This window comes from Desulfosarcina variabilis str. Montpellier (genome assembly GCF_048565275.1).
In the GTDB taxonomy this organism is placed as follows: domain Bacteria; phylum Desulfobacterota; class Desulfobacteria; order Desulfobacterales; family Desulfosarcinaceae; genus Desulfosarcina; species Desulfosarcina variabilis.
The window spans coordinates 3800755-3822886 of record NZ_CP159846.1 but is presented as its reverse complement, the minus strand read 5'-3'; the positions used below and the strand labels follow the sequence as shown (position 1 = coordinate 3822886).

Here is a 22132-nt window from a genome sequence, read left to right as displayed (position 1 = left end):
CCCGGAAGTATGCAATCTAAATGATGGGGATTTTGTTCAGATCCTCGGGTTAAAGCTTAAAATGAAGGGGGTTGGATCGGTATCGGCTAAAGTCGGATCAATGGTTGGAGGGAAGATCGGTGAGGACTGTCAGGGCTAAATTGATATCCACAAGGCTATACTTGAGCTCCTTGGCCTTATCCTGGCATTCTATGCAGATTTCTTCAAATTTTCGCATATCACCGTCGGTGGCGGCATATATCTGCTCAATGGCTTCCGAAGAAAAATTTTTATACTCGGCAATAAAGTCTTCAACGATGATAGGATAAATCGTCAGTACCTTTAAACGGCTGAGAATATCCGGATGTTCACTGGCCAGATACGTTCTGACCTTGGGCAAGCCTGCAAAAACCATCGGGATGTATGCATCAATAATTCTTTTAAAATACGGCCAGACCCGGCGATCCAGATCATTGGCCTCATCGATTACAATAAAAAAACCGGTCAGGCTGCAGATTTTTTTCAGATTCCGGGACGTGTGCCAATGGGTTGCCACACCTTCATAATTTAGCTCCTGAAGGATTGATGCCAGGATTTCATGTTTGTTGTCCAGTGATTCGAGCCAAACCGGTTTTAATTTTTTCGGCTGGATCAATTGTAAAAAGCGGGTCTTGCCGGCGCCGTAGGCGCCCTCAATCAACACGCTTTTGCCCCGGTACATGCGGGTATAGACGCTGCTCAGATACGATACCCGACGCTTGTCATTGATGAAGTGTTCTTTGCGCTTTTTTTTCATGGCCCACTCGCCTTGCCCGGTGCAAGCTGATTTCGCCGATACCGATAATAATCGATGGCAAATGCGTTGAAGCGCACAAAACCGGCTCTGTCTGGCTCGTCTAGCTTGGCCACAAGCCGATCATAGCGTTTCGTGTTGTTTTCAAAGACGGCCTTTGCGATATCAAACGTCAGTCCGTTTCGGTAGCAGGCAATCAGGCTTTTCATATCAACGCTCATTTGCCTGGCTTCAAGATATGCAGCAATCTGTTCAACCTCATTTTGTTTCAGCCTTTTTTCTGACTTTTCCACCACGGATTTGGGTTTTTCCGACCGCTGCTGGCACAATGCCTCGCCCAAAAAAACGCCGTCTTTTTGGGGCTCAAAAATATAGAGTTTGTTGTTGCAGCAAGACACCTGAACGGGCGTGCTTTTGTGCGAACTGAATTTCTCAGCCCCCACAACCACGGTATATTTCTGTTTGTCGTAGGTGATGGTTTTTTGCGTGGAGACAACGGCTTTTCGCTTATCAAATCCATAGCGGATAAAGCCCTGCACGTGATCCGGATCAAATGCCAGGGTATCCTGATCCGACAAATATGCCGCAAGCTTTTCCCTGGGTACCCATTTTACCGATTTACCGGCCTCGGTAAATCGGTGAAGGCTTTCATTGTGCTGCCGGCGATACAATTCAAGCATCCGGCTGTGTCTTAACTGATCGAGGCTGATGTCCAGAAAGGTAACGACAATGGGCTCTTTTTTATTGCCTTTAAAGGCCCATCCCGGTTCGGTTTTTAAGATTTTGTCGGCAAACTTTTTAATGATACGGATCTCAAAATGATGCAGACTGCGATGGCTCGACTCCAGATGCACCTTGTGCTTCGGTGACCTTGGGCCGGTAAAGTCCGGCTCCATATAAAATCCATCGGGCAGCGAGTATTTGATGTTCAGTTCGTGGATAGGCCGCTTCAGGTTCAAAAACCCTTTGGCGCGATCCGGACGCAGCCGGATGCGTTTTTTGGGAAACGGCCCGTACAGTAAAAACCGGGTAAACAGATCCAGCGCATTGAGGCTGGTTTCCGAAAAATACAGTTCCAATACGAACATATACCGCGATCCGGTATCATAAAATTCGATCACCTGCGGTTTACGCCACTTTCCGTTTTCATCTTTGATTTTGATGTACTGAAAGCTGCAGCCGTCAACCTGCACCAAATCAAAAATGTCCTCGGGGTTGAAAAACCCCTTGGCCGGCAGTTCATCAAAATCGGGCTTTTTCAAATACAGATGCAGGTTTTCCTGGCGAACCAGACGGTAAAGGGCGTGTATGGAGATCTTTTTCTCAAATTCTTCTTCCAGAAATTGATGAAAGATCGTGATCTTTCGCGCCTTTCGGGTAACGTAGATAAAATTGTCGTCATCGGCATCACAGGCGGCTTTGACCATTTGAATAAAGCGGTTTTTTACGTCACAAGACAGCGCACGCGGCCGTCCGCTGCATTTTCGGCCCTCCATGATGCCGCGGCCGGCAAGCAGCAGTGGCTTGGGGATGATACCTGTTTTTTTATACTGGTCCACATAATACTTTTTGGCGCGGCGCTTGGCCGAACCGGTCTTGTTCATAATCTTTTTATGCAGCAAGATCATGAATTGATCATCTAAAGAAAGCGTTGAGATGTCCTGCTCTATCGCCACAATATTTTCTCTTTCATCACATTGTTCCAATACAAAGCGGTTTTTTGTGACGTTTTTCTCCAGCCGTCATTTTGCGCAATGCGGATCTGACAGAGCATCGCACGCACGGCTTTTTGGTAATCGGTGCTGATGACCTCGCGAAAGGCCGCTTTGGTTTTTTGCTCACCCAAGTGAGCCGATACGAACTTTTTGATATTCACCGCGGTGAGCGTTTGGCCGGTTTCTAAAAAATCGCGCCACACCCTTCTTTGGCTAAAGGCATCTATCCGGGTGAGGGGCCGGGCCTGTGATTCGTTTTTGGGCAACACCTCCCCAATTGGCGACAGGTTATCGATCACCGCAGCGGCCTCAATGAGCCGGTAGGCAGTAGAGCGGCCCATATCCCATCGACGCCTGAGATAACTTTCAAAGCTGTTAAAGGTCAGCTTGTGATAATGCCGGCCATCGCGGATCTCTCTGAGCGCTTTTCCAACGGCATAAAAATCCTGTCGATATTGTTTAATCACCGATTCCAGCTGCGAAAGGCGCCTTTTGGACAGAGCCATTTTCTGTACCCGATTCCTATCCATTTGTGCGGGTATCGGTCAGATGAGGTTTCAAATACTCAACCGTTTCCACGAAGCTTTGGGCGGTGACCGCCATGACCAAATCAATGGGATTAAAATTAATTTTGCACTCGAAGCATCTAGCCAGGTTGGTTTTTGGGTTGGTCGCCGTGTGAAATCCGTGGCAAACCGGACAGCGAAACCGGAGGTAGTTTGTACCGGTTCGCGTTTCTAGTGCCAAGGTGTGGATCATCTGGTCAATATCGATCTCATTGCGCAGCCTTTTTAAAAAACCATCCGTGTATGAACCCATAATCGCAGCCTCCTTTTGTGCTCGCCCGTTCAAGTTGGGGCGTTATGAAGGCACCGTATATCAAGTTCACACAGATGTTATTGCAAAGTCGGTGAAATCCGATTTGTTCAAAAACGCCACCGTCTTGAAAAACCACCAGCAGACAAAAAGGCAATGCTTCCTTTTGGGGGTTTTGTACTTTCTTTCAGGGATTTGTATCAGATCCAGATTTTCAAAAGACTGTGCAACGCTGCTTTTTGGAAGTGATTTTTTTATCCCATCGCAGGTAAGATCGGCTAATGTGCTGATCCAGCGATGGACGCTCGATGGTGCCAGGGCCTGGCCGCTGACCGGCCGTTCGGGGACACCATCATCGGTCATTACCGCATCTTCGTAGGTCTTGTGATCATCTTGCACATAGGCGCGGCTGAAGCTTTCAATGCTCTGGCGGGTGTAATGCTTGTTAGCAATGGCAAAATCCGGATAGCACGTGATGGTCTTTCCGCAATCCGGGCACCTGAAGCGCACCAATGTGCAAAGCACGGCTTCGACAAGCAACTCAACGATAATCAAAAACCGGCGTTCGCGGTATGCATGCAATTTGAAAAATCTGGACTCAACCTGACAGCGCGGGCATGGCGGAAGGCTGTGCGGTGTGATTTTATCCTTTTCTACTTTTTCCTGATATGCTCTAATATCATTGTATGTCGCTGTCGGCGGCATCGCTTATCCCTCCTGTTTATTAGTGTTTTGTGGTGATTCACTTCATAATACAGGGGGGATATTTTTTCAAAAGTGCGGGGTATGTCCATTTCATTCCCGGGCGGGATATCCGGATCGCACAGCAGCGGGGTAGCTTTGCCAGCGGGGTATAAATTTGTTACTGTATTTTGTAAAACCTTCCGTTACACTATTCGCCAGCGCTTAGCAGCCACGGGTCTTTATTCCAAAATGCCTTTATATGATGAATGCGTAGAGCCCTATGGCACCGAAGGTCTTAAACCGGAAAAATCCATCCACGGCGTCTTAGGGGTGGAGCATCAATTCACCCCAATCCTTACCCTTGATGTTCAGACCTACTATAAAAGCTTTGATGATATGGTGGTGCGTATCGATGACAGCGATCCCACCCGTTATGGAAATGTCGGCGAAGGCCACGCCTATGGTGGAGAAATTATTTTACGCCATAAAATGACGGATCATTTTTTCGGATGGATTTCATATGGTTACTCGGTTTCAAAGAGAAAAGACGGTCCCGGCGAAGATGAACGCTATTTTGATTCGGACTGTCCCCACAACTTTACCACGGTGTTAAGCTACAAGCCCAATCGCTACTGGTCCTTCGGCTTAAAATATCAATATACCTCGGGCAATCCGTATACGGACCTTACAGATACGGAAACGGTTTATGATGTGGATACAGACACCTACTATCCGCTATACGACGGCGCCATCAACGAAGATCGTCTGAAACCCTACCAGCGATTGGATTTTAGGATAGATAAATACTGGATTTTCAACAACTTCGTTCTCAGTACCTATCTTGATATACGCAATGTCCTGCAGACGGATAATGCCTATGCCAAGGCATATAATACAGATTATACCGAGAGCGAAGATGCGCTTACCATCGATTCTTATGTACCGCTCATTTTTCTGGGACTAAAAGTTGATTTTTAGCCCCAAGGAGGTTTTGAAATGAAAAAAATCACATTACCGTTGCTGATTGTCCTGATGTTTTTGCTGGGTGCCTGTGATAACAGCGATCTTTTGGATCCTTATTTCGTAAAAGAAGCGCGTATCCTGGCCGTAAAAGTAGAAGATCCCGAAGCCATGCCGGGTGATACGGTAAGCATGAGAATGCTGGTAGGCGGCAAAGCGGTTGAGCAGGATATGGCCAATACGGTTGAATGGGCCATCGATGATGCTGAACTTGAACCTATCGGCGTTTCCGACTACAATCAGGAACTTGACTACCCGATTCCACTGGACGCTTTAGGGGATAATACATGGTACGACCTCCCCATTTATGCCAGCATAACGGTCGGTCAGAAGCGCTTAAATGCTCAGAAACTTTTCCGCCTGACCCAGAATCCGACCGCTAAAAATCCGGTTATTTCAAGTGTGGCGGTTCGTTATCTCAGCGCCGGCCAGACCATACTGGAAACCGTTGTAAGCGGTGAGACATTTACCCTGCCAAAAAATGTTGAAAATGTAGCATTTACCGCCATTACCGAAGAACTGGCACCCGGTGAAAATGACACACTGGTTTATCGCTGGTATGTAACCATCAGCAAGACCAACGATAACAAGCTTTATGTTCAAGAGGATGAAGATAAAGTTGAAGATCTTTTGGAAGATGGCGTTAATGCCTCTGAGCTTTTCCCAAACGTTGTATTCTCTTTAAAAGGAGAAGAGAATGATTCATCTCTCCAGACCGGCACTTACGATGTCTATCTGGTCGTCAGGGACAATGCCACCGATCCCCAGAGCACGGCGGATGAACGCCATGGCACCGATTTTATCTATTTTACGATGGTGTGTGAATAATGGCGCTATAGCATTCAAGATAATGTTTTTGGACTGCGTTATCGGTCGTCGCGATATTGATTATACAGTTTCCTCCCTCTGGCCTTGCCAAAAACATTATCTTAAACACTATAAAAATCCATGGTAAGCCGTTCGATTCGGCCGGATCGTTTGGATTTTATGTTCCAGCCCATCTTTTCGAAAACATGGCGCATTTTTTTGTTTTTAATCAACAGGTCCGCGGTAAATCCTTTTAATTGCCGTTCTTTGGCCAGTTGCGTCAGTGTTTCGCAAAGACAGGTACCGATGCCCATATTCTGGTATTGCTCATCGACCATGAACGACAATTCGGCATATGGCGTCTTTAAACTGAGCCGGTCAAAACGCGCTTCAGCGATAATCCGATCATAATCGGGATGATCGACACACCCGACCAACGAAAGGGAATAGCGGTAATCAATGTTGACATACTCCTGTATATCTGAGTGAAACATCGTTTTGATGGGGTAAAAAAAACGGTACTCTACGGATTTGTTGGAGAGCCGGTAGAAAAACTGACGCATATTTTCTTCATCTGAAGGTTTAAGGGCCCGAAAACAGATCTGCGTAGCGTCCTTGAACGTCTTTCGAAATTGGATGTCAGCCGGATACAGATGAACACTTTCTGTTAGAAAAATCTGATCGTTGTAGAGAATTTTTCTCTTTTTCGCCTCTGCCACCAATTCCGATCGATCATCAGGATGGGTGATATCGATCAGCGCCTGGGCACGTTCCCGAACGGAACGGCCTTTCATGTTGACCGATCCGTATTCGGTTACCACCGTGGTGACCGACTCCCACAGGCTGAACTGGTTGGGTTGGTTGCGAACCGAAATCAGAATATTGGATTTTCCCTCACGGTTGCGGCTGGTAAGCGCAAAAATAGCCTGGCCGCCTTCGGATATCAATGCGCCATTGAAAAAATCGACCACTTCGCTGGGCCCTGAGCCCACATTGCCTTTTCCGGTATGCAGGGTAATTCGCCCTGACAAGTCTATCTCGCGGGCCGGCAGCACAGCCACGACCTTGGGGCTGCGGCTGATGTGAATGGGATTGAATACCTGATCGATGCTTCTGAATTCCACCAGCGGATTTTTGTCCAGCCAGTGCATCAGCTTGCGGGTGCCAATGGCATAGGATGTCAGGGATTTTCCCGGAGAGACACGGTTATGGCGGTTGGTGACCGCACCGGAATTGACAAGATCCATCAGATTGTCGAAAAAAAACGGGGTGTGGATACTGAGGTCTCTTTTTGATTTGAGATGGCGTCCCAACGACTCGTAAAGCGGGCCCACCGAGAATCCGATGCAGCTACCGTCATCGATCAGAGATGCGGCATTGGCGCCAAGACGATTATAGGTCTCATCAACTTTCCATCGATCGAAATAGATTGGTGGCTGAGTGCTTTCGACGATCATATCAAATTTTGAAAAAGGAACGAAGGTTTCCCCAAAGGTCCAGGGAATTTGTGTGTTGATTTCACCGACCACCAAAGAGGCCTGTTCGATCGCCGGCAGGGCCACATCCGCACATACGCCCAGACAGCAATAGCCGGCCTCGTTCGGTGGTGTAATCTGGATGAAGGCGACGTCAATGGGAATCTGGCCGGATTTGAATACAGCGGGGATTTGATAATAGCGGCTGGGTATGAAATCGGCGAACCCATCAGAAACGGCTTCGCGGGCTTCCCACCCGCTAAAAAATGTTTTCAGTCGATATTTATTCGAGTGCCGGGCGTTTATCTCGATGGCTTCTCCAAGACTCACCAATTGGAACAGTTCCAGATCCAAAAGGTTGCCGGCGTCTGATTCTTTTAAATAGCGAACCAGGGTCAAGGGTTCCGACACGCCTGTGCCGATAAAAATCCTCATCCCCGGCTTGATTTTTTGCATCACTTTATCCGGGCTTGAAACCTGGTCTTTCCAATTCAAATCGACCTTCATTTTTCAGAAATGTTACCTCTTTGGTTGTTATTATTCCATTCACCCATTACTCAAACCAGCGCAACATTCAGAATATATCGGACAATGACAACCAGCAAGACAATTTCAGGCTTTCCGTGTCATACATAGTGTCCATCCAGAAATAGGAAAATTTGGTTGAGATCAAGGCGCCCGAAAAATTTAACCACAGGCATATAGCTAATATTCCGAGGATTAAATTTTTCGCGCAACGCCGATATCGGGCAAATTGGCCATTTCTGGATGGGCACTACCTAAATTTCCCGTGCAGCCTTGAAGAATCGGCAGGTGGACGGACGATTGGAATAGATGGTGCAAGAAACTGATTCACCGATAACGCCGTTTGGTGCCGCACAGCATCTGGGCGAACATTCGGTGCCACGCATGGCACGTTTTAACGATACGTTGCTGAATAAAAAACAAGTGGCATGATTCGAGCCACACCACCAACGCCTGTTTAGAGCCTGATCCAGCCTTCTCAAACAGGCTCTTAGGCAGGAATTTGCCTGGCCATCGGAAAATTATCAGAACAGGAGGTTCCGTTTTTTAAACTAACAGGAAATAGAAGGTCTCTTTTTACTCGGAAGGTCATAGTGAAAAGACATGATGCAGATACCGATTAACCCATTGGAGAAAAATAAATGACCAAAACTGAATTAACCAAACAAATGGCCACAGATGCAGGAATTTCAATCCAGGCTGCTCAGGATGCGATCCAATCGCTGATCAACGGAATCACCGATGCCCTGAAAACAGAAAGCGGCAAAATAACGCTGACCGGTTTCGGAACATTTCTGACAAGCCACCGCGAAGCACGCATGGGCAAAAACCCGGTAACCGGTGAAGCGATCCACATCCCCGCCCGCAACGTGGTCCGCTTTAAAGCCGGCAAGAAACTCAAGGAAACGGTCTGACAAGGAGATGTAAAGCAAAACCAAACGTCCGGTGGCACAAGGCGATCGGACGTTTGTAGCGTTACCCCTCATAGGTTTTACCGCTAGGCCCCACCCAATATCATTATTGATATGGCGCTAACCCTGGGCGAATCGTCTCGAAAGGAAGAATATCACTGTACCACTGTAGCGCTGGTTCTTCTATATCACTATATAGCCGGGTGCCGTCTTGAGATCTGATCAGAGGCCAAAAGCGATGTAACCGATCCCCGTCAAGCCAGACTCCAGCCAGGCAGGATTGTTTTTCGACAACAACGGTTTTTCCGTTGTTCAGCACCATTTCCTTGAACGGATGGTAATAACTGACGCTGTTCCTGACGACCGCCTGGCTGTAACTGACCTTGAGCCGAACCTGGGAAAAATCGATTAGCGGCCACAATCCGGCGCTAAAAAAGAGACAATCTTTTTTGGCGGACAGGTTGTAAGACGAGGGATCAACCTTTTGGGCAGCCAGCGTGTTGCCGATCCCGGCAATGGCCTTTGCCGCGCCGCTGATTGTCAGCCGCCGGATAAACCCGGTGGGGGTGATGTCTTCGTAGTCGGCCTTTATGAATTCAGCACTGCGTCTCCTGGCCCCCGTCGATTGGAATTGGTGCTGATAGGAAAAACAGCAATAATTGATGGGCAGGGTTATGGATCGATCCAACGCATACCGGATCAATTCCAGAGCCGCCAGTTCGGTGTCCAGCACGGTTACGCTGGGGCCATGCAGAAAGGTGTAGCCTCTTTCGGCAAGACGCTCGCGGTTATAAGGCGTGCAGCGGATCTGATGGAGGTTGAGATAATCCACACCCAATTGATCAAGCGCGACGATGACTTTTTTACTCACCGGCAGGTCTTCCGGAATTGCCGGGATTTCCACCGTAACATGCGGAATCACACCCAAGGCTTTTTCCAGGGCATCCAACCGGTAACGATCGGCACTGATATCAAAACGGATTTCATCAAGCCCCCTCTCCCGCAGGGCCACGAGTTTGTCACGCGTGACCAGAATGCCATTGGTATAGATCCAGGTATAAACGGGATGATCGACACAGGCCTTCAGGGTTTCCAAAAAAGAGAGGACCCGTTCAAAGGTCAAGAACGGCTCGCCCCCGCTGAAGCTGACCCCTTGGATGTTGAACCGGTTGACATAATCGGCGTAATCCATTGGGTTTTCAAAAGCAATGGTGTTGGTCATGGGAACCCCGGGGTCATTCTGGGAGGATGGACAATAGAAACAGCCGGCATTGCAAATACCATTGATAAATAGGCAGGACCATTTCCCCTGTCCGCACAGCCAGCACCCTGGGGAAAGTGCATGGGTAAACAGTTTGGTATTGGAAAAGGCCCATTTGGATTCTGGAAAACGGAAAATGGATCCAACAAGGGTTTCTCTTGCTTCAATGGCCGTCGCCGTCGTTTGCGGAGTCAGCCATTGCATTGAATCGTAGACCGCAGCATACGCTTTTCGGTTGGCCATTTCTTGATTGGTTGATGACATGCTTTCTTCTCAAACACTACCTAAGAAACGTGTTATCGAAATCATACCGGAACGTCTGATCATTCACATTGAGAAAAGTTGATGAGCAAATCTCGTACCAAACTAAAAGCGACCCCAGATCCTTCCAATGATTAATTATTACAATACGTTAAATATTTTCATAAAGAACCTGCCGGTCATCTTTTCGGAACTTTCTGGTCCGATTTTCTTAAACAGGAATTGGATCGCTATCCATCCGGTGCATTCCATAACACTATAGATTCAGATATAACTCCAAAGTTGGAACATTGGTGATAATTTCTGTGTGATCTGGAGATTGGCCCAATCATTGCTGATGACACACAGCATAATAGGGCCGCCATGAACCATTGCGATTCATTGATGTCAACGGCGGTATACCATTGGGTAGTATCTATGGAGGGGTCATGAATCAAAAGCATTTGGATTACTTTCGTCAGCTACTTGAAAATGAATTAGATCGCTTGCTGGACAACGCCGGAACCACAGTCCTTGAACTGGTCACAACAACCCAAGAGAATGAGCCGGATCCGCTGGATCGGGCCTCGCAGGAGATTGATCGGGACAGCAGGTATAACATTCGTAGCCGCGAAAGCCGGCTGATTAAAAAGATCAGGGATAGCCTGGAGGCAATTGAAGACGGGTCTTATGGAATCTGCGAAGACTGTGAAGAACCCATTTCGATAGAACGTCTCAAAGCAAGGCCGGTAACCCGCTTTTGCATTGCCTGCAAAAGACGTCGCGAACGCCTTGAAAAAGCCATTGGATATTGACGCATAAAAAAAAGAAGAATTTCGGGTTCTGCTTTAAAGGAAAGTCCGGCACAGATTTCTGTCAGAGGTTACCCCCACTGTTGCAACAGTGGGGGTAACGGTCTGTTAAACAAAGTTGTACTCAATGGAAAAATTTCCAAACCGAATTATTGCCTACGACCACGCCCGTGCATTGGCCATCATGGGTATGATCGTCGTAAACACACAGGTAATCATGGACATACGGGTGCTTGAGCCCTGGTGGATGAATTCCTTTACCCTTTTTTTATGTGGTCGAGCGGCAGTGGTGTTCGTCATGCTGACCGGTGCCGGGATGGTGATGGCCTATGATCGGGCACCGGAAACCACCAGACCATTGCTGATTAGACGCATGATTATCCGCGCCGCATTGCTATATATGGTCGGACTTCTTCTTCTGACCGTGTGGAATGCAGACATTCTCCATTATTATACAACCTATTTACTGGCAGGGGTCCTTCTTTTGGAAAAGCGAACCAACCACTTGAAAAAAATCTTGGCGGTGGTGGTGGCGATTTCCATCCCCTTCTGTGTGTTGGCGTTCTATGAATACGAGGGTGGGGATTTTTTTGAGGGATATTTCACCCGGGAACCGCTGTCACATATCGTCAACTATTTTTTTCTTGGCGAATACTACCCGGTGTTTCCCTGGTTTTGCTTCTTTTTGATTGGCATGCTGCTCGGACGGCTGGAACGATTGCCGGTGAGGTGGAAATATAAAATCATTTTTATTGGCAGCAGTATCCTTTTAATCACCGTGGAGCTTCTTTCGGTAATTCTCAACGCAGAAACAATAACGGGTCGATGGATTGATATCGAAATGCCCTGGTGGCGCGCACTGAGCCAGTCGGAAGCCTTTCCGGTGGGGCCGCTGTTTCTTTTTTCCGCCAGCGCCTCAGGCCTGGCAATGATCGCATTGTTACGGCTACTGCCTGAACGGCAACAACCGTCCAACCATCCCTCTCCCATGGTGGCATTTGGTCGCCTGTCTTTGACGTTTTATGTATCCCATATCTTAATCAGCTGCGCCTGGTCCCAATGGGTCGTCACCCAGCACAAGGCGGCCTCCAGCAATCAAGTCTTATGCTTTGCGGCGGTTTTTATCCTGGCCGGTATCGTGTTCGCTGACAGGTGGATGCGCCATTTTAGGCGGGGCCCCCTGGAAATGGCAGTCAATGAGCTGATGTGCGCTTTTTTGAGGCTTAAACAAGAACCGTTGCAGCAAGGACGGTAAATAACGACTGTGCATTCCTGAATTTAATTCACGCCACGATTCAACCTGGATTGAAAATATGCCAACAATTTAAAAAATTCCTGGGTTATCGAGTTCACCGATGGTATCATCTTTGTTTGAGATCGGCATGTTGCTCAATTCAAAGATAGTCCCCATACGGATTTACCAACTGATTTTTAGTGCCAGTGATACCTCCGGCACCATTGGTGGATGGGAAGCCCCCTTATGAGAATCTCCCCGGAAATGATCGACAAAATCAAGATGGTCGCACCGGGTACGTTGCTGCGTCGGGCGCTGGATGAAATCGTTAAGGCCGAATTCGGTGCCTTGATCGTCTTTCTCGACGATATCACAGCCCAGGAAAACATCCTTCAGGGAGGGTTTTACATCGGGGCTGGCTTTTCACCTGAAAAACTCTACGAATTGTCCAAAATGGACGGCGCCATCATCCTGGATGAAAGTGTTTCCAGAATTCTTGCCGCCAATGTGCAACTGGCGCCCGACCCTTCTCTGCCCACGTTTGAGACCGGCATGCGCCACCGGGCTGCCGAACGCATGGCGCGTCAGACGTCGAAATTCGTATTGACGATTTCACGACGCAGAAAGGTGATCACGCTCTACTTTAAAAACCAGAAGTACCAGATCAACGACATCAATACCCTCCATGCACGAATCAGCCAGACCATCGGTATGGTGGAACGCTACAAGTCCAATCTGGACAAGAAAGCCTTGGCGATTGAACGGGATGAGTTTTTGGATCAGGTGCAGCTGATCCAAGTGACTGAATTGATCAACGACGCCATCGGCATCATGCACCTGCTCGAGGAAACCGAGCCTTATGTCGTCGAAACCGGGAGCGAGGGCCGCCTCTTGGTCATGCGACTCAACAGCGTCAACGATGATGTTGACACCCTGTTACACCTGTTCGTCAAGGATTACTGCCGCCAACCGGTCAAGCCCTTTGATGTAGACCGGATGATTGATAAACTCAAAACCGTCAAGCCTGACGACCATGAGCGCATCGCCCAGATTCTGGGCTGGCCGTCAACCGGAGAAACCAGTCTGCATGATCTAATCGTTCGGCCCAAAGGGTACCGCCTGCTGCATCAAGTGTCCAAAATCCCTCCGGGTACAGTAGACAATGTGGTCGGACAGTTCAACGATCTGGTCAACCTTTGCCTGGCGGATGAGCAGGCTCTGCTCGAAGTCGAGGGAATCGGAGAGAAAAGAGCGAAATCCATCATCGAAGGGATTCAGCATGTACGCAACCGCAGCATGTATCGCTGAAGTGAATCCGGGTTAGAACCGATGCCTTCAATCATCCAAGACCATACCATGATCCGACAGCTATCTGAGGATTTCATCCAGCTGGCGGATCGATCCCAGGATGCCATCTATCAATTCGACATCGAATCGCAGACGTTTTCATTTTTTAACAGCCAATTTTTCAGTCTGTATGCCATTGAAGAGCACGGGAAAAATATCTTATCGCCCAAAAGCGTTCTGCTGCGCATCCACCCTGATGATCGAGAAAAAGTGGAGCATGCCCGCGCAGTCTCTTTACAGCCTGACAATCGGGGCGGAGACATTGAATATCGACTTTTGAAGAATGATGGGTCCATACTGGTCATGCACGATCGCTGGACGGTGGTCCGGGATCATGCCGGGCAACCCGTATCAATCGAAGGGTTCATTCGTGACATCACCTGGCGCAAACAGGCGGACAAGGAATTCGAACGAAGCATTCGCAACGCCTTGATCGGCTGCTACATCATCCAAAATGCCAAGCTACGGTTTGTCAATCCTGAATTTATTCGAATTACCGGGTACAGCGAAGAAGAATTGATCGGCAGCGATCCGCTGTCTATCGTGCAGCAAGCGTATCGCGAGGAAGTGCGAGCCAATGCCATTGACATGCTCAAATCCAAGCGCCTGTTTCCCTATGAGTTCTGCATCACCGACAAAAAGGGACACACCAAATGGATCCTGGAGACCTCGACGTCCATCCAGTATAAAGGCAAACGCGCTGGGCTGTGTTACTTCATGGATATTTCACAAGGCAAGAAAGCGGAACTGGAACGTCTTGCCAAAGAAAAACTCCTTTCAATCCTGGAGTTGGCCGGTGCCGTGGGGCACGAACTCAACAACCCCCTTCAGGTTGTGCTCACATGCACTGAAAAATTGGCCCCTGACGCTGATGAACCAACACGTCAGAGCAGATTGTACCAACTGCTGAAAAACAATGTGCAACGATTGGCAACGATTATTCATAAGTTTCAAAATATCACCCAATATGCCACGAAGGAGTATGTAAACGGGAAAAAAATTCTCGATATTGAGGCCTCATCGTCAAGCAAGGATGATTATGGCGGCAGTGGTGAGCCACCCTCTTAGAGCCTGTTTGGTAAATCCGTCTAAGGCCCGCTAACGGCGTTGGAAAGTGTCTCAAAATGCTCACATATTACATATATGCTCCGCTTTTGAGCCACTTTCCGCCTTGTTATCGGGCCTGATCCAGACGTCCAAAACAGGCTCTTAGTCCTGGGGTATTCGAACCAATTGAGATAGTCTATCAATCGCTTTTTTCTTGGATTAAGAATGTATCTGTAATCAAGGCAGTAGTTGGATATGGTATTGTAACCTGCCGTTTTGAGCAGGTTGAAAATCTACAGGATAGTTTTGGAAATCTGTCGCTTTTGAGGCAATCATTTCTTTGGGATAAACTTAAATAATCTGTCGGGGAAGCAATTTTCAGCAAAATTGGTGGCGATCGTTTATCACAACTTTTCCGATTTAATCTGTTGATGAAATTTGCGATGGATTTGGAAGTCAACCAAGATAAAACTATGGTATTGTAAGCACAGGTTTTGGAAAGGCCTAAAATGTAAAGATTAGTTGGAGGTATCTGTATCACCCGACCTACCGATTTGACTGAGGCCACGATTCAATAATCTTATGTTTTTTTAGGCAGGGTACGGCAAAATATTGTGCCCTGCTGTGAATGCTATTTGAAATATCTGTTTTGTCTTTTAGATTTAGGTTTTATATATTATTTTGTTTTTAGTTTACCTCTTGGCATCAAATAATTTGTGTTTATCAGTGTGTTATAAATATCTGCAACCTTTATGTGGATTTGGTTCTATAGTTAAAAAATATTTTAATTTTTAGCATTATTAAACCTAAGGAATTGAATTTATCGGTACATTACCTTTACCGAAATATGTTTCAAATATTCTAATTAATTTTCCATTTCTTTTTATAGTTTCATAGCCTTCACTAATGTCTTTAAATATTTGTATGCCATCTGAAGTTGATTTGGAAATCGCAATGACTGTATCTGTATCAAACGTTAGATTAGTTACCGCAAAGTCTTTTAAATTTTCCTTGATTTTTTTTAATGTATACCAACCAAAAGAATCAACAGTAGAAACTAAATCTACTCTTTCTGCTTGAAGATTTTTAAAATTATTAGTTTCATCCGTTGCTAACTCAATGATTATTCCAGCTTTTTTAAAGCTATCGATTGTTGGGGCTCCTCTTACAACTCCTAAACGATATTTTGCAACCTCACTTAAATCGGAAAAATTTAATTTTTTAGGGAATTTTGATTTCTTATAAAAAAATACTACCTTACTATTATGGAGTATCTTCATGTAATATTTATCAGTGTCTACTTCAAGTTTGTTTATGAAGGCTATTTTTATTTTTTCATTTTTTAAATTAGATATTAGTCTAGCCATTGGTAGAAATTTATACTTAATATTGTAATTTTTTTCTTTTAATGATTCAGAAACAGCTTGAGGTAAAAGTCCGTAACCGCTTAATTCAGGTGCGCTTAATGGTGGAAAATTAATTCCATAAATAATAATATTTTTCTTTTCTTGCCCGTAGAGGGATGAAAATGAAAATAATAAACTCATAATAATGAGAGTAAGTTTTTTAATAATATATTTCCTGAACATTTTTTAGTAAGTTACCATTCGAATAAGGGAAGGGATAGGGATGAGAACTTGCTTTTCCTAAACGAAATATAGTGAGCCGCTCCTTGTAAGTCAAGAGCAATATAAATACAATATATTGTGTGATGCAAAATCGAACAGGCAACGGCAGTCTCGCCTTAATCGCATGGATTCGAGAAACATCACTCTGAACTTCCCGGAATGCCAACGCATGCTATTTTCAGGCGTAGATGGACTGTAGATCAGGTTTGCTCAACCGATCCTTTTTCAACCCAGTAATCAACCGAAGGCAGCTGTGAGTATTTGAAATCATAAGTTAATTCAGTTAGTTCACAGGGGATATGGGTATCTTTTTGCCGGCGGATCATGGTTTGAGGCGACACTGTGTTTCGTTCTGACAAGATGTGTTTCCCATAAACCGAGATGCGCCAAAATTTTTCTGATGAAAAACGAGATTGAATGGGACGAAAAGTTATTAGCACAGTATGTTGACGATTTTCGGTCGATGGTGTTTTAACTACGGGGAGTGCGTTGCTTAATGTGAAAGGCGAAATTCCAGATACATTGAGATAATCCCACGTTTACCAGGGGTTGTGTTTAGTACAGGGTATCAACCTGCTGAAAATTCGAACAATACAGATATTCGATTGACTTGGATGTATCGGCAAGCATGGGGCGAACCCCCATTTTGGAGATTCGCCCCGCAATTTTTAGCCATAAAGGTTATAAATCCACCTGATCGCTTCGACATCGTTTATTGTTCCCAGATACCTCTGGCTCATTGAGAGATTCGAATGGCGAAGAATGACCTTGCTGACAATCTCGATCGGCACGCCAGATCTGGATGCAAAGGTCGCCGCATGCCGCCGGAAGTCATGGGGGCGAAGGTGGATGCCAACCAACTTCCCCGCTTTCAAAACAACCATCCGCGTCGCCTCATAGGAAATGGGAAATATACGGGCTTCGGGATTTTTGCATACTTGGTGGGCATAATCACGGAGTCGTTCGGCCACCTTCTGCGGAATGAAGACGGTCTCTTGCTCTTTGCCGCTTTTCGGATTTTCAAGGGTCAGTTTTTGGTCTTGAAGGTCTTTCAGCCTGAGCTTCAGTACCTCGCCAACCCGCATCAATTCGAGCATTAACCTATTGCGATTCTTGATCGTACGGAATATGATTTCATCAATAGTTCCTTTTTCGATAATTTCCCACCGCAATGTTCCTTTTTGGCGGTAGAGTTTCCGGATTATAGGCGTATCGCATGGATTCACTGATCCGGAATCGATATTGTTCCGTACGAAGTTGAAAAAACAAGATAATTGGGAGAAGCGAACCCGTTTTGTATAGGGTTTGTTACCATCGGTAAGCCGGTTCAAGAACGTTAGAATTTCATCCGGCGTGACTTGACCAATAGGCTGTTCACCGAATTCCCTGCAAAACGGTTCAATGACGGCTTGGTAGGATCGCAGCGTGTTTTTTTTTCGAATGGTTCTTGTGGTAATTGATCCAGATGGTTGCTGCTGTTGACAGTTTCATGGTGGGCCTCCTGTAAAATTATGGGTTTGAATGGCGTGCTATGGCCGATGTCCATCATTATAGACGGGTGCGGAGTGGATATTCAATAATCTGTAAAGTGAGTTGGAAGTGGATACTGGTATGTAATCATAAGATTTAACTGGCAAAAATATCATGTGATAATTTCAAGTATCTGTTATATGGTAACTTGCTAAAAGCAACGGAATCCATTAAGAATCGTATGAATGAAAAGCTGGTAGTTTTATTTACTGAACCATGCAATCGTATTAGAAGTGACATGAGGATGTCATCTTTGATGGATGAATGGGTAGGCGTACTCAATCAAAACCTTTCACGGCAAGGATTTCGTGACCACATTGTTGAATGGTTTGGAAATGCAGATAATTTTGTATTGCGTACATGGGGATCAAATTTAAGTGAAGTTAAAACTACGTTCGAAAATTCCAATAAAATAAAATGCGCAGTCCTTTCACTGTCAGGACTTTACTTTTTGATTCATGAAATTTCTTTAGTTCCAATCAGACAATATGTGCCAGTCTTAAACCTAAATTTAGGCGCATCTTTTCAGGTTAAAGGTGTACAAAAATACTTCGATGATTTTCAAGTTGATTTGGTTATCGTCAGTTGTTTTAAAAGAGGGATAGCTACAATCCAAATGGAGCACGTATCCGAACAGCAGACGTTCGAGCAAAACAGAAGATTACCATTCAGTTGGGGACAGTTAAACCGGATTTTAAACGAAAAGCTTGATGGTGAGTGGACTTCAAGGAGCATTCGTTCGATTCATGGAATATTCCAAAGAGCATTGCACTATTTGGATAATCGAAAAAATTGTCGAACCTGTCACTTAACTTGACGCCCAAAGGCGCGGCGCAAGCCAGTTTTTCGTTATGCTCATAAAAACTTTGGGTAAAATTAATGCAAAAATTCGATCCAACATGCGGGTTATCAAAAAACGAAATTAAGACTGTCAAATTTAATGTAAAAAATTTGATATCAAGGGAGTTACCCTTACTACCAGACTCAGTTGAAACGAAGCTTTTTATAGAAGGAAGAGATGCTTGGATGTTCAGATGGTATTTATTAAACGAAAAACATCCTATTTCATCGGATGATAAGGTATCTATAGAAATCGTAGCAATTTTAAAAAAAGAATTTCACCCGTATCAGAAAAAGACACATTACAAGTTCACTTGTAATATACGTTTGCAAAAAGATGATAGATATCATCCAAAAATATCAATTAAAGAAAAAACCGCATAACCCATCACTAAAGCGGACCGGTAGAAGCGGTGGATTTATTAACTTATTAATCCATTCATATTACGATGCTTATGGCATTTGTTCATCAAATTGCTCTCGGCAAGCTTAGCTAATTGTTGGGCGATGAAATATATCCATTAACTTGTTTTTTAGGCTATGAAACCAAAAATAGATACAATTAAACAGGAAATAGAAAATTTCATTATTGATTGGCATTGGGATAATATATCTCACAAATTTGCATATGAACTATGTGAATTTTTATTTGGATTTATTGATGAGTTAGAAAAGCAAGGACTGTCTGAAAAAACAATAAATAAGCATCTTGATAATTGCTGGCACATTGGAATACTTGAATGTGGCTATGGCTATAGAAAAAAATTTATTCCTAAATAGATTTTTTATAGCCCTCATGCTAATTATGAATATGAGTTTAAAAGAAAAATGAGTGATTCTAAATACGCGCTTCAATCGTATAAAGCAACTTGGAAAAAAGTATATAAATACACAAATAAACTTAAGATTAAATGACGGATTGTCTTTTTCAAATCAGCTTTGTTCATATCGGACAGATTGTCCAATTTGAATGTACTGTCCAACCGGAAAATTAAAGGACTCTGTGGGGTTTGTCATTTTTTTGTGCCATTCGAAGTGTCCCTCATCTATCAGGTATAATTTGAGGATGAATGAAAGAAATATCTAATCGGTCTCCGCTAATTATCGCGCCCAAAGAGCCATTTAGAGAATGGGCAAGGAAGTATAATGAGCTTTCTATTGAAGATCTTGAACAAAGGTTAAAAGAAATTCATGTGTATCTTATTGACTGGTCATATGGCAAAAATCAGGAGGAGGCATTAGGTCCATATTTTTACAAAATATTTGAATCTGAGCTTCTAAGCTGGAATTATATAAAAAATGAATGGCCACAAAAAATGGACTATGAATTGTTTCTTGAATGGTTCGAAGTTATGATTGGTGACTATTTGTTTGATTCCGGAACTGAACCCATTGAATTTGAAAAATTATAACCATCATTTGCACAATGAACCGTACATTCCGCACCCAGTAGGCCTATGTTTTCAACAATTTTTTATCCAGGGAAAACAACAGCCTATCGATTCTAACGTACTGTATTTATACAAAATAAAAATATCTAGACATTTCAAATAGTTACTGCTACACTGCCCGTACCTTTGCAATCTCACTCAAAAAGGAGGGGCAGGTGCCACCATTCAATACCGAAAATATGACCATCACCGATGCCAGGCATTTGCCCATCGTCAAGGCCTATGCTCAGAAAATCGGTTTGGTTGAAACTATCGACAAGATGGTCGACTCACAGATGGAATTGAGCCCAGGCATGGCGGTATTCGCAATGGTCCTCGACACGCTATCCGGACGTACACCGCTTTACCGGTTGACCGAATTCTTCGAAGAAAAAGACACGGAATTGCTCCTGGGCTGTGACATCGAACCGGAACGGTTCTGCGATTACAATCTCGGGCGATCCATGGATCAGATTTTCGAGACCGGCACCCAGAAAATCTTTTCTCAAATTTCCCGGAATGCATTGATGGTTTTTGCTGTCGATCCGCGTCGGCTCCATTTCGATACGACGTCCGTAAGCGTTTATGGCGATTTCGATCAGGCCGGTCCACCATTTGACATCACCTACGGTTACAGCAAGGATAAACGTCCTGATCTTAAACAGTTTCTGGTGTCGATGCTGTGTGTCGACCGTAATATCCCCATTTTGGGCACCACTACCGACGGCAACGCCTCAGACAAAACCTTGAACAACGAACTATTGACCAACATTTCGAAATACATGGCCAAGCATAAGCTTCAGCCGGGAGCCTATGTTTACGTGGCCGATTCTGCCTTTGTTACCGAGAACAATTTGCAGGAAACAGAATCACCTCGGACCTGGTTTCTGTCACGCCTGCCCGCAACATACAAGGAATGTAGCCGAATCATTCACGAAGCCGTGTCCGCCGATGAATGGGTGGATATCGGCCAAATCGCTGAGGAACGTGACCACCCCAAGCGACCCGTTGCTTACTACCGGGCCTATGACGGTACCGTAGATCTTTATGGGAAAACCTATCGAGCCATTGTCGTGCATTCGAGTGCGCATGACAAACGTCGTCACAAACGCATTGACCGTATGCTTAAGCAGGACCGCAAACAGATAGAAGCCGACTGTAAGAAGGTCGCTGGTACAGTGTATTATTGCCGGGCAGATGCTCAGGCTGCGGCAGACAAACTGATCCGGCAATCCAACAATAGATACCACGACATCCAGGTTGATGTTCAAGAAGTGCCAAAATATGGCCGCGGAAGGCCTGCTCTCGGAAAACCCAGAAAGGTATCGCGCTATGAATATCGCTTTACGGCAAGAGTTCTCGAATCTCCGGATAAGGTCGATCCGCTCAGAGAAGAAGCCGGTTGTTTTGTCCTGTTAACCAATCTTTTGGATCAACAGGAGGATTGGCCCGCTGAAGAACTGCTTCTATTGTATAAAAGCCAGATCGGTATTGAGAAAAACTTCAGTTTTTTGAAAGATCCCGCCATCGTAAACAGCATCTTTTTGAAGAAGGCTCGTCGGATCGAAGTATTGGGTCTGGTGTTGTTGATATCTCTTTTAATTTGGCGTTTGATGGAGCGTTCCATGCGCAAGTATGTCGAATCCAACGACTGCAATTTGCCTGGTTGGGTGCGCCGGAAAACCCGGAAACCAACCTCCTTTATGATGACAACCAAGTTTACTTCCGTCATGGTCATCACCATCGGTAAACAACGGCAGTTGGCGAAACCTTTAAAGCCATTTCAGTTGGAGTATTTGAAGGCACTGGGTGTCACTGCTGACGCGTTTACCGTTCCTTGAACAACAAATAAATTAACCTCAGAGGTGTTCGTTGGGGTGCGGAATGTACGTTGTTATCGGGCCTGATCCAGACTTCCAAAACAGGCTCTTAGTCCTGGGGTATTCGAACCAATTGAGATAGTCTATCAATCGCTTTTTTCTTGGATTAAGAATGTATCTGTAATCACAGTGGAGTGAGTGGGCAATCACTTTAAAAA

General features: G+C 45.3%; 21 protein-coding genes. 12 read left to right on the top strand and 9 right to left on the bottom strand.

The window, feature by feature from the left end:
• Positions 1-97 precede the first annotated feature (97 nt).
• The 5 genes from Dvar_RS17250 to Dvar_RS17230 all read right to left on the bottom strand — a co-directional run bounded on the left by Dvar_RS17250 (position 98) and on the right by Dvar_RS17230 (position 4008).
• The gene (locus Dvar_RS17250) at positions 98-775 is read right to left on the bottom strand and encodes an ATP-binding protein (protein ID WP_419656561.1); all 678 of its coding nucleotides are present in this window, start codon (positions 773-775) and stop codon (positions 98-100) included.
• The gene (locus Dvar_RS17245) at positions 772-2448 is read right to left on the bottom strand and encodes an integrase (RefSeq protein WP_419656560.1); all 1677 of its coding nucleotides are present in this window, start codon (positions 2446-2448) and stop codon (positions 772-774) included. The genes Dvar_RS17250 and Dvar_RS17245 overlap by 4 nt, the downstream gene beginning before the upstream one ends.
• Entirely contained in the window at positions 2439-2993 is a 555-nt protein-coding gene (locus Dvar_RS17240) for a DNA methylase (RefSeq protein ID WP_419656559.1), read from the bottom strand. The genes Dvar_RS17245 and Dvar_RS17240 overlap by 10 nt, the downstream gene beginning before the upstream one ends.
• A gap of 16 nt (positions 2994-3009) precedes the next feature.
• Positions 3010-3306, bottom strand: a complete 297-nt coding sequence (locus Dvar_RS17235) for a CHC2 zinc finger domain-containing protein (RefSeq protein WP_419656558.1) — start codon at positions 3304-3306, stop codon at positions 3010-3012.
• A gap of 66 nt (positions 3307-3372) precedes the next feature.
• Entirely contained in the window at positions 3373-4008 is a 636-nt protein-coding gene (locus tag Dvar_RS17230; protein WP_419656557.1) for a hypothetical protein, read from the bottom strand.
• A gap of 228 nt (positions 4009-4236) precedes the next feature.
• Between Dvar_RS17230 and Dvar_RS17225 the strand changes: the two genes are divergently transcribed.
• Together Dvar_RS17225 and Dvar_RS17220 are read left to right on the top strand one after the other, a co-directional pair.
• Entirely contained in the window at positions 4237-4965 is a 729-nt protein-coding gene (locus Dvar_RS17225; protein ID WP_419662919.1) for a hypothetical protein, read from the top strand.
• 18 nt (positions 4966-4983) lie between these two features.
• Entirely contained in the window at positions 4984-5835 is an 852-nt protein-coding gene (locus Dvar_RS17220; RefSeq protein WP_419662918.1) for a hypothetical protein, read from the top strand.
• Positions 5836-5936: 101 nt separating this feature from the next.
• Here Dvar_RS17220 and Dvar_RS17215 read toward each other — a convergent pair whose 3' ends face one another.
• Positions 5937-7745 (bottom strand): GNAT family N-acetyltransferase, encoded by a 1809-nt coding sequence (locus tag Dvar_RS17215; protein WP_419662917.1) that lies wholly within the window; start codon positions 7743-7745, stop codon positions 5937-5939.
• Between the two features lie 710 nt (positions 7746-8455).
• On the opposite strand from Dvar_RS17215, the gene Dvar_RS17210 reads away from it, so the two are divergent.
• The gene (locus tag Dvar_RS17210; protein ID WP_419662916.1) at positions 8456-8728 is read left to right on the top strand and encodes an HU family DNA-binding protein; all 273 of its coding nucleotides are present in this window, start codon (positions 8456-8458) and stop codon (positions 8726-8728) included.
• Between the two features lie 103 nt (positions 8729-8831).
• Here the strand turns inward: Dvar_RS17210 and Dvar_RS17205 are convergent, their stop codons facing one another.
• A complete protein-coding gene (locus Dvar_RS17205) occupies positions 8832-10250 on the bottom strand; it encodes a radical SAM protein (RefSeq protein WP_419662915.1) in 1419 nt (472 codons plus the stop codon).
• Between the two features lie 425 nt (positions 10251-10675).
• Between Dvar_RS17205 and dksA the strand changes: the two genes are divergently transcribed.
• The 4 genes from dksA to Dvar_RS17185 all read left to right on the top strand — a co-directional run bounded on the left by dksA (position 10676) and on the right by Dvar_RS17185 (position 14687).
• Positions 10676-11041 carry an RNA polymerase-binding protein DksA gene (dksA, locus tag Dvar_RS17200; protein ID WP_419662914.1) on the top strand — a complete coding sequence of 122 codons (366 nt, stop codon included), beginning with the start codon at positions 10676-10678 and terminating at the stop codon, positions 11039-11041.
• 124 nt (positions 11042-11165) lie between these two features.
• Entirely contained in the window at positions 11166-12293 is a 1128-nt protein-coding gene (locus Dvar_RS17195; protein WP_419662913.1) for a DUF418 domain-containing protein, read from the top strand.
• Between the two features lie 225 nt (positions 12294-12518).
• A complete protein-coding gene (gene disA / locus Dvar_RS17190) occupies positions 12519-13580 on the top strand; it encodes a DNA integrity scanning diadenylate cyclase DisA (RefSeq protein WP_419662912.1) in 1062 nt (353 codons plus the stop codon).
• A 21-nt stretch (positions 13581-13601) separates the two neighbouring features.
• Positions 13602-14687, top strand: a complete 1086-nt coding sequence (locus tag Dvar_RS17185) for a PAS domain S-box protein (RefSeq protein ID WP_419662911.1) — start codon at positions 13602-13604, stop codon at positions 14685-14687.
• Positions 14688-15472: 785 nt separating this feature from the next.
• On the opposite strand, the gene Dvar_RS17180 is transcribed toward Dvar_RS17185, so the two are convergent.
• Positions 15473-16255, bottom strand: a complete 783-nt coding sequence (locus Dvar_RS17180; RefSeq protein ID WP_419662910.1) for a substrate-binding periplasmic protein — start codon at positions 16253-16255, stop codon at positions 15473-15475.
• A 707-nt stretch (positions 16256-16962) separates the two neighbouring features.
• Positions 16963-17466, bottom strand: a complete 504-nt coding sequence (locus tag Dvar_RS17175) for a tyrosine-type recombinase/integrase (RefSeq protein WP_419662909.1) — start codon at positions 17464-17466, stop codon at positions 16963-16965.
• A gap of 614 nt (positions 17467-18080) precedes the next feature.
• On the opposite strand from Dvar_RS17175, the gene Dvar_RS17170 reads away from it, so the two are divergent.
• The 5 genes from Dvar_RS17170 to Dvar_RS17150 all read left to right on the top strand — a co-directional run bounded on the left by Dvar_RS17170 (position 18081) and on the right by Dvar_RS17150 (position 21935).
• On the top strand, positions 18081-18641 hold the full coding sequence (locus tag Dvar_RS17170) for a hypothetical protein (protein ID WP_419655493.1): 561 nt from the start codon (positions 18081-18083) through the stop codon (positions 18639-18641).
• 62 nt (positions 18642-18703) lie between these two features.
• Positions 18704-19048 (top strand): hypothetical protein, encoded by a 345-nt coding sequence (locus Dvar_RS17165; RefSeq protein WP_419655492.1) that lies wholly within the window; start codon positions 18704-18706, stop codon positions 19046-19048.
• 156 nt (positions 19049-19204) lie between these two features.
• Positions 19205-19444, top strand: coding sequence for a hypothetical protein (locus tag Dvar_RS17160; protein WP_419655491.1), 240 nt, complete (start codon positions 19205-19207; stop codon positions 19442-19444).
• Positions 19445-19734: 290 nt separating this feature from the next.
• Positions 19735-20076, top strand: coding sequence for a hypothetical protein (locus Dvar_RS17155; RefSeq protein ID WP_419655490.1), 342 nt, complete (start codon positions 19735-19737; stop codon positions 20074-20076).
• A gap of 194 nt (positions 20077-20270) precedes the next feature.
• Positions 20271-21935, top strand: a complete 1665-nt coding sequence (locus Dvar_RS17150; RefSeq protein ID WP_419656579.1) for an IS1634 family transposase — start codon at positions 20271-20273, stop codon at positions 21933-21935.
• Positions 21936-22132: the final 197 nt, after the last annotated feature.

Excerpts from the sequence above, each read along its gene's own strand:
- Dvar_RS17250 (WP_419656561.1), bottom strand. The coding sequence starts at position 775 with ATGAAAAAAAAGCGCAAAGAACACTTCATCAATGACAAGCGTCGGGTA.
- Dvar_RS17240 (WP_419656559.1), bottom strand. The coding sequence starts at position 2,993 with ATGGCTCTGTCCAAAAGGCGCCTTTCGCAGCTGGAATCGGTGATTAAA.
- Dvar_RS17235 (WP_419656558.1), bottom strand. The coding sequence starts at position 3,306 with ATGGGTTCATACACGGATGGTTTTTTAAAAAGGCTGCGCAATGAGATC.
- Dvar_RS17230 (WP_419656557.1), bottom strand. The coding sequence starts at position 4,008 with ATGCCGCCGACAGCGACATACAATGATATTAGAGCATATCAGGAAAAA.
- Dvar_RS17225 (WP_419662919.1), top strand. The coding sequence starts at position 4,237 with ATGCCTTTATATGATGAATGCGTAGAGCCCTATGGCACCGAAGGTCTT.
- Dvar_RS17220 (WP_419662918.1), top strand. The coding sequence starts at position 4,984 with ATGAAAAAAATCACATTACCGTTGCTGATTGTCCTGATGTTTTTGCTG.
- Dvar_RS17215 (WP_419662917.1), bottom strand. The coding sequence starts at position 7,745 with ATGCAAAAAATCAAGCCGGGGATGAGGATTTTTATCGGCACAGGCGTG.
- Dvar_RS17210 (WP_419662916.1), top strand. The coding sequence starts at position 8,456 with ATGACCAAAACTGAATTAACCAAACAAATGGCCACAGATGCAGGAATT.
- Dvar_RS17205 (WP_419662915.1), bottom strand. The coding sequence starts at position 10,250 with ATGTCATCAACCAATCAAGAAATGGCCAACCGAAAAGCGTATGCTGCG.
- dksA (WP_419662914.1), top strand. The coding sequence starts at position 10,676 with ATGAATCAAAAGCATTTGGATTACTTTCGTCAGCTACTTGAAAATGAA.
- Dvar_RS17195 (WP_419662913.1), top strand. The coding sequence starts at position 11,166 with ATGGAAAAATTTCCAAACCGAATTATTGCCTACGACCACGCCCGTGCA.
- disA (WP_419662912.1), top strand. The coding sequence starts at position 12,519 with ATGAGAATCTCCCCGGAAATGATCGACAAAATCAAGATGGTCGCACCG.
- Dvar_RS17185 (WP_419662911.1), top strand. The coding sequence starts at position 13,602 with ATGCCTTCAATCATCCAAGACCATACCATGATCCGACAGCTATCTGAG.
- Dvar_RS17180 (WP_419662910.1), bottom strand. The coding sequence starts at position 16,255 with ATGTTCAGGAAATATATTATTAAAAAACTTACTCTCATTATTATGAGT.
- Dvar_RS17170 (WP_419655493.1), top strand. The coding sequence starts at position 18,081 with ATGGATGAATGGGTAGGCGTACTCAATCAAAACCTTTCACGGCAAGGA.
- Dvar_RS17165 (WP_419655492.1), top strand. The coding sequence starts at position 18,704 with ATGCAAAAATTCGATCCAACATGCGGGTTATCAAAAAACGAAATTAAG.
- Dvar_RS17160 (WP_419655491.1), top strand. The coding sequence starts at position 19,205 with ATGAAACCAAAAATAGATACAATTAAACAGGAAATAGAAAATTTCATT.
- Dvar_RS17155 (WP_419655490.1), top strand. The coding sequence starts at position 19,735 with ATGAAAGAAATATCTAATCGGTCTCCGCTAATTATCGCGCCCAAAGAG.